The sequence below is a fragment of the Halopseudomonas sp. L-58 genome, assembly GCF_056859475.1.
Map to the genome: position 1 here is coordinate 59,281 of NZ_JBSXON010000040.1, position 6,911 is coordinate 66,191.

Annotated in this window: 7 protein-coding genes; 5 read left to right on the forward strand and 2 right to left on the reverse strand. The window is 58.8% G+C overall.

What is annotated here, in order from left to right:
• Positions 1-144: 144 nt before the first annotated feature.
• From argC to erpA, 4 genes are all read left to right on the forward strand, one after another.
• Positions 145-1,179, forward strand: a complete 1,035-nt coding sequence (argC, locus tag AC13EY_RS04045) for an N-acetyl-gamma-glutamyl-phosphate reductase (protein ID WP_228246446.1) — start codon at positions 145-147, stop codon at positions 1,177-1,179.
• Positions 1,180-1,253: 74 nt separating this feature from the next.
• Positions 1,254-1,949 (forward strand): DUF6776 family protein, encoded by a 696-nt coding sequence (locus AC13EY_RS04050; protein WP_482890398.1) that lies wholly within the window; start codon positions 1,254-1,256, stop codon positions 1,947-1,949.
• Positions 1,949-2,371 (forward strand): bactofilin family protein, encoded by a 423-nt coding sequence (locus AC13EY_RS04055; RefSeq protein WP_228246448.1) that lies wholly within the window; start codon positions 1,949-1,951, stop codon positions 2,369-2,371. The genes AC13EY_RS04050 and AC13EY_RS04055 overlap by 1 nt, the downstream gene beginning before the upstream one ends.
• Positions 2,372-2,438: 67 nt before the next feature.
• Positions 2,439-2,789, forward strand: a complete 351-nt coding sequence (erpA, locus tag AC13EY_RS04060) for an iron-sulfur cluster insertion protein ErpA (protein WP_228246449.1) — start codon at positions 2,439-2,441, stop codon at positions 2,787-2,789.
• A gap of 1 nt (position 2,790) precedes the next feature.
• Here the strand turns inward: erpA and AC13EY_RS04065 are convergent, their stop codons facing one another.
• Positions 2,791-3,891, reverse strand: coding sequence for an anhydro-N-acetylmuramic acid kinase (locus AC13EY_RS04065; RefSeq protein WP_228246450.1), 1,101 nt, complete (start codon positions 3,889-3,891; stop codon positions 2,791-2,793).
• Positions 3,891-5,315 (reverse strand): peptidoglycan DD-metalloendopeptidase family protein, encoded by a 1,425-nt coding sequence (locus AC13EY_RS04070; protein WP_228246451.1) that lies wholly within the window; start codon positions 5,313-5,315, stop codon positions 3,891-3,893. Before AC13EY_RS04070 ends, AC13EY_RS04065 begins: the two co-directional genes overlap by 1 nt.
• Before the next feature lie 242 nt (positions 5,316-5,557).
• Here AC13EY_RS04070 and tyrS point away from each other — a divergent pair, with 242 nt between their 5' ends.
• Positions 5,558-6,757: a tyrosine--tRNA ligase gene (gene tyrS / locus AC13EY_RS04075; RefSeq protein WP_228246452.1), complete on the forward strand. Its 1,200-nt coding sequence runs from the start codon at positions 5,558-5,560 to the stop codon at positions 6,755-6,757.
• Positions 6,758-6,911 lie beyond the last annotated feature (154 nt).

A 6,911-nucleotide genomic window follows, 5' to 3' on the forward strand; every position in this document is an offset into this window, starting at 1 on the left:
ACTAGTCTCCTGTGTCTGGCTGCTGCGCGGGGGCGGCGCTGGTAATTTCTGCCAGCGCTTTTATCATAGGGGACCGCTTTGCGGCCTCTGAGCGCAGGCTTGCCGCAGAGTATCAACAATTCACATGCAATTCAGGACGGAATGATGATCAAAGTAGGCATTGTAGGCGGAACCGGCTACACCGGTGTTGAGTTGCTGCGGCTGCTGGCCCAGCACCCCGAAGCGCATGTCGAGGTCATCACGTCCCGATCAGAGGAAGGCCTCTGTGTTGCCGATATGTATCCCAATTTGCGCGGTCACTATGACTACCTGCGCTTTTCCGTGCCGGATGTCGCCACACTGGGCGCCTGCGATGTAGTGTTCTTTGCTACTCCGCACGGCGTCGCGCACGCGCTGGCCGGCGAGCTGCTGGCTACCGGCGTCAAGGTGATCGACCTGTCGGCAGACTTCCGCCTGCGCGACGCCGACGAGTGGGCGCAGTGGTATCACCAGCCGCACGGCGCCCCTGATCTATTGCCTGAAGCAGTCTACGGCCTGCCCGAGGTCAATCGTGAGGCGATTCGCGGTGCGCGGCTCATCGCCGTGCCCGGTTGTTATCCGACCGCCACGCAGCTTGGTCTGATTCCCCTGCTGGAGACGGGGCTGGCCGATCCGGCAACGTTGATCGCAGACTGCAAGTCGGGTGTCAGCGGCGCGGGACGTGGCGCGAGTGTCGGCTCCCTGTTATGCGAAGCGGGCGAGAGCATGAAGGCCTACGCGGTTGCGGGTCATCGCCACCTGCCGGAAATTCGCCAGGGGCTGCAACAGGCTGCCGGCGGGCCTGTCGGTCTGACCTTTGTGCCGCACCTGACGCCGATGATTCGCGGCATTCATGCCACCCTGTATGCACGAGTCGCAGATACCAGCGTGGATCTGCAGGCGTTGTTCGAGCAGCGTTATGCCGACGAGCCCTTTGTTGACGTCATGCCTGCAGGCAGTCACCCGGAGACGCGCAGCGTGCGTGGTGCCAACGTTTGTCGCATCGCGGTGCACCGTCCGCAGGGCGGGGATCTGGTCGTGGTGTTGTCCGTGATTGATAACCTGACCAAGGGTGCTTCCGGTCAGGCCGTGCAGAACATGAACATTCTGTTTGGTCTGGACGAGCGCGCCGGGCTGCAGCAGCCCGCGCTGCTGCCCTGATGTTCGGTTCACGGCGCCCCGGCTCTCACTCCTTTCGGGACCATCATGTTACGCTGCAGCCGCGCGAAAGCCGGATGCAGCGGCGCTGGCGGCGCGCAGTGGTCATCTTGTTGCTGATCTCTGTTCCGATCAGTGCATGGCAGGGCTGGGAGGCCGCGATGCGGCACCAGCAGCCGCTCGAACTGGAGCGCCTTGCCCTGGTTGAGAGTCAGGCGCAACTCACCAGGGAACTGGAGGAGGCCCGTCAACGTTATCACCAGCTGGAAGTCGATTTGCTGGTGGCGCGTGACGCTGTTGCTGAGGGGCAGCAGATTATTCACGAGCTTGAGGCTCAGCTGTTCAAACAGCAGCAAAGTCTGGCCCAGTACCAGGGCGTGCTGGCGCCAAGTGCGATGGCGCCGGGGCTGCGAATCCAGGCTTTTGAGTTGCAGGCCACAGACTCTCCGGCGGCTTTCCGCTATAAAGTCATGGTCAGCAGGGTGGGGGACGAGAGCGATACGCTGGAGGCCAGTCTGGCAGTCAGTGTCAAAGGGCTGCTCAATGGCAAGACCGATGAGCTGTCTCTGGCAGACCTGTCCCCGTCATTGGGAGATGATCAACTGGCACTGAATTTCCGCTACTTTCAGGTCGTGCCCGCTCGCAGTGAGCAGGCCCTGCTTACCCTTCCGGACGGCTTTGAGCCCCAGCAGGTCAAGCTCGTCGCAACCCGTAACGGAGACACCCTGGTTGAGCAGGTTTTCGATTGGACGGTTACAGGAGCAGAGCACTGATGTGGGGATCCGACAAGCGCAAAAAGGCTGATATCGGCCAGTTTAGTGGCAAGACGACCATCATTGCCCAGCAGGCCCAGATACGTGGCGATATGCGATTTGATGGCGCCTTGCAGATTGATGGTCGGGTTGTCGGCAGTATCGAGGCTGAAGAGGGGCTGGTGCGCATCAGTGAGCACGGCTACGTCGAAGGTGTTATCAAGGCGCCTCATGTGGTCATCAACGGCCAGGTCGTTGGCGATGTGCACGCACTCGAGCACCTGGAGCTGGATGCCAAGGCGCGGATTAGTGGTGATCTTTATTACCGCTATATGGAGATGGTTATGGGGGCGCAGATCAGCGGTCAGCTTAATTATCTCGATGACAGTGCCCAGTCAGCCCAGCTCGACGCGGTCCTGCAGCTCGAATCGGAGAATAGTTGACCAAAAACCTCGGGAAAAAGGATAATGCTCGCCCTGTTGTGCTGCGGCCAAGGTCGCTGGAGGTTGTATGTCTGCTGAAGTCTTTGTCCCTTCACCGCTTATTTTCAGTGATAACGCGGTCAGTAAGGTGCGTTCGCTGATTGAGGAGGAGGGGAACGACAGTTTGAGTCTGCGCGTCTTCGTGACAGGCGGCGGTTGTTCCGGGTTTCAGTACGGCTTTACCTTTGATGACGAATTGGCCGAGGACGATACCGTTGTCGAGCGCGACGGTGTGCGTCTTGTTGTTGATCCGATGAGCTTCCAGTATCTGGTCGGGTCCGAGGTGGATTACCAGGAAGGCCTTGAGGGCTCGCGCTTCGTGATCAACAACCCTAACGCCAGCACGACCTGCGGCTGCGGGTCTTCCTTCTCGATCTGATTCAGGCGGGGTATAGCGCACCTAAAATGCGCTCTCCGCTTGCCCCTGTCACGCTTGGCAGGTTGCCGCTGAGGCGTTGATCAAAACGCCACGCCAGCCAGGCAAATGCGATCGCTTCCATCCAGTCCGGGCTGACTCCCAGCACCTCCGTAGACTGAACGATTTGTGCCGGCAGCATCTGCTGCAACAGTGCCATCAAGTGTCCATTGCGCGCTCCGCCACCACACACAAACAGCTCGCTGCTGTCGCGCGCGGCGTGCTCGACACTTTGAGCAATAGTTGTGGCTGTGAGCATGGCAAGGGTAGCCTGCACGTCTGCGGCCGGTATATCGGGGCTGTGCTTGAGGTGTGCTGCCAGCCAGGCCTCGTGGAAGTACTCGCGCCCCGTGCTTTTCGGGCCGCTGCGCGCGAAGTAGGGGTCTGCGAGCATGCGATTCAGCAAGGCCTGATGGGGGTGCCCCTGTCGCGCCCAGTCGCCGTTGGCGTCGTAAGGCAGCCCAGTATGGCGCTGAGTCCAGTTGTCCATAAGGGCATTTCCCGGGCCGGAGTCAAAGCCTGCAACAGGCTGCCCCGGCCGGAGGACTGTCAGGTTGGCAAACCCGCCGATATTCACCAGGGTGCGGGTTTGTGTTGGACAGCTCAGCAGCCATTGGTGAAATGCCGGTACCAGTGGCGCCCCCTGGCCACCGGCGGCGAGGTCGCGACTGCGAAAGTCGGCTATGACGTCGATACCGGTTAGCTCCGCGAGCAACGACGGTGAGCCGATCTGCAAGCTGAAACCCTGTTCCGGATGATGGCGGACTGTCTGGCCGTGGCTGCCGATAGCGCGCACCTGCTCGGGGGCTGTCTGGCTTTGAGTCAGTAATTGCTGTACACCCTGGGCTGCCAGTCTGGTCCAGGCGTTACCCGCGACGCCGGCCAAATAGAGTTCGTCCCCTCCCGGGCTGCACAGATCCAGCAATTGCTGGCGCAGATCGGCAGGCATCGGTACGCAAAGGGCGTCCAGGCACTCGGCCCGGCGTTCATCGTTGAATCGGCAGAGGGTGATGTCGATACCATCCAGGCTGGTGCCTGACATGATACCGACATACAAGGGGGACATTACTGATCCAGCGCGGCGAGCTGGGTAGCGCGTGACTGGTCCATCGACGCCATCAGTTGCTGGCTGGTGGCGAGGAAGGCGGTGCGCTCACTGCTGGGGATTGGGTCGGAGGCCGGAAGCTGCACGCTAAGTGGGTCAACGTGACGGCCATCAACGCGGAATTCGTAGTGCAGGTGCGGCCCGGTGGCCAGACCAGTCATGCCTACGTAGCCGATGATCTGCCCCTGGGTGACGTGCGTGCCCGCAGTAACACCCCGTGCGAAGCGGCTCATGTGTCCATACAGTGTCTGGTACTTGCGCCCGTGCTGGATAACGACGGCGTTGCCGTAACCGCCCTTGCGGCCGGCGGAAACAACCCGGCCGTCGCCTGTCGCTTTGATGGGCGTGCCGGTGGCAGCAGCATAATCGACGCCTTTGTGGGCGCGAATGCGATTGAGCACCGGGTGCAGGCGGCCGGGATTGAAGCGGGAGCTGATTCGGGCAAAGTCAACCGGGGTCCGGATGAAAGCCTTGCGCATGCTGGTGCCGTCAGCCCGGTAGTAGCTCGCATAGCCATTGCGATCCGTGTAGCGCACCGCGGTGTAGGTCTTGCCGCGGTTGGTAAAGCGGGCGGCCAGAATGTTTCCCGAGCCTACGGTTTTGTCATCGACGTGCTTTTCCTCAAACAGTACTTCGAAGCGATCGCCTTGGCGGATGTCGCGTGCGAAGTCGACGTCATAGCCGAAGATGTTGGCCATCTGCATTGTCAGGTTGTGATTGAGTCCGGCGTGCTGAGCGGCAAGAAACAGAGAGCTGTCGATGGTGGCTTGAACGTAGCGTTCGCGGATTTCAGGCTCGATAACCTGCTTGCTGAACTGGTAGCCGTCTGCCGTTCGATCAATGCGGATGGTTTCCAGGTCGTTCAGTTTGGAGCGCATCGCGGTCAACTGACCTTCCGCGTCGGTCTGATACTCCAGCACCTGGCCTACATTCAGGCGAGTGAAGCGGCGTGCGTCCTGACTGCTGTTGATGACAGCATGCAGGGTGCTGACACCCAGGTTTGCCTGATCAAACAAGGTGGACAGGGTGTCGCCGTTGGCAACGGTAATTTGTTGCCAGGTAGGGCCGACCTCTGCAGCTGCAGTGTCAACCGCAACAAGGGGCTCGTCGTTCGCTGTGGCGGTTGCCTGCCGTGCGATATCCATCGGCTTGGGGATTGTGACTGCTTCGCTGACCAGTGCGTCCAGTTGTTCAGGAGACTGGGAAAGCGACTGGTCGGCATTGGATTCGGGGGCCGGCAACTCGAGCTGGACTAATGTCTTCTTGGCTTCGACGTCGGCGGTAGGGACTACGAGCAGGATGATGCTCAGCGCTGCTGCGATACCGCTGGCTGCCACGAGGTGGCTTTTGGGGTATCGCGGTGACTTTTTATCTTGAGATCCCATAAGCGCTCTTGTGTAGAAGTATTCTAGATAAAGTGGACTAACTTGCTAAATTATAATTGAAAAGCTGCTGTGGCAAGCTTTTGCCTTTCCCGCCTGTCAGATTTATACCGCCAAATTATGTCCGTTTCGTAATGCCTGCTGTCCGCAAGGTGCGCCTGCGCTGCTTGTAATTGATAGGCAATGTTGTATGGTTTGTCCCCCTGAAAACACCACCCACTGACACTCACAGGAAAACTGCAGCTATGAAGCCGGTTGACGAGCAGTTGGCGCTGATCAAGCGCGGCGCCGATGAAATTCTGGTTGAGGGCGAGTTGCGCGCCAAGCTGGAGCGCGGTAAGCCACTGCGAATCAAGGCGGGTTTTGATCCGACCGCACCTGACCTTCACCTCGGTCACACCGTGCTTATCAACAAGCTGCGACAGTTTCAGGACCTTGGTCATCAGGTTTTGTTTCTCATTGGTGACTTCACCGGCATGATCGGCGATCCGACCGGCAAGAACGTCACGCGCCAACCGCTGACTCGTGAACAGGTGGCTGCCAACGCCGAGACTTATAAAGAGCAGGTTTTCAAGATTCTGGATCCTGCCAAGACGGTGGTCATGTTCAATTCGACCTGGATGGACAAGATGACCTCCGCTGACATGATTCAGTTGGCGGGCAAGTACACCGTCGCTCGGATGCTGGAGCGCGATGACTTCGACAAGCGTTACAAGGGTGGTCAGTCGATCGCAATCCATGAATTCCTGTATCCATTGGTGCAGGGCTACGACTCTGTTGCAATGGAGGCGGATGTCGAGCTGGGTGGTACCGACCAGAAGTTTAATCTGCTGATGGGGCGTGAGCTGCAACGGCAGTATGGGCAGGAGCCTCAGGTCATTCTCACCATGCCGATTCTGGAGGGCTTGGATGGCGTGAAGAAGATGTCCAAGTCGCTGAATAACTATATAGGCATCAGCGACGCGCCTGGTGAGATGTACAACAAGCTGGTTTCAATGCCGGACAGTATTATGTGGCGCTACTTTGAGCTGCTCAGCTTCCGCAGTATGGCGGAGATTGATCAGTTCAAATCGGACGTCGCTGCTGGTGCCAATCCGCGCGACATCAAGATCAAGCTTGCCGAAGAGTTGGTTGCTCGATTTCATGGGGAAGAGGCCGCGGCCAATGCTCACCGCTCAGCAGGCAATCGTCTGAAGGATGGCGAGCTGCCGGCAGATATTCCAGAAGTGGTTATTGAGGCGGAGGCTGACCTGCCGATTTCCGCAGTTATCAATCGGGCCGGTATGGCGAAGAATGCTGCTGCTGCGCGTGATTTGCTTTCTGCCGGCTCGGTGAAGGTTAACGGCGAAGTGGTCGACCACTCCTGTGTGCTTGCGCTGGGTGAAGAGTACGTGTGTCAGGCCGGTAAAAAACGGTTTGCCAAAATTCTTCTGAAAAAGCCTTGACGCCAAATCTGATGGGCCTATAATTCGCCTCCTCGTCGGGCAGGATGCTTCGCTTAAAGCGCTTATTAATCAATAAGTTAGCTTTAAAATGAAGCTTGACAGTTCGGCGAGATGGCGTAGAATGCGCCACCTCGAAAGGGTTGTTCGAAAGACG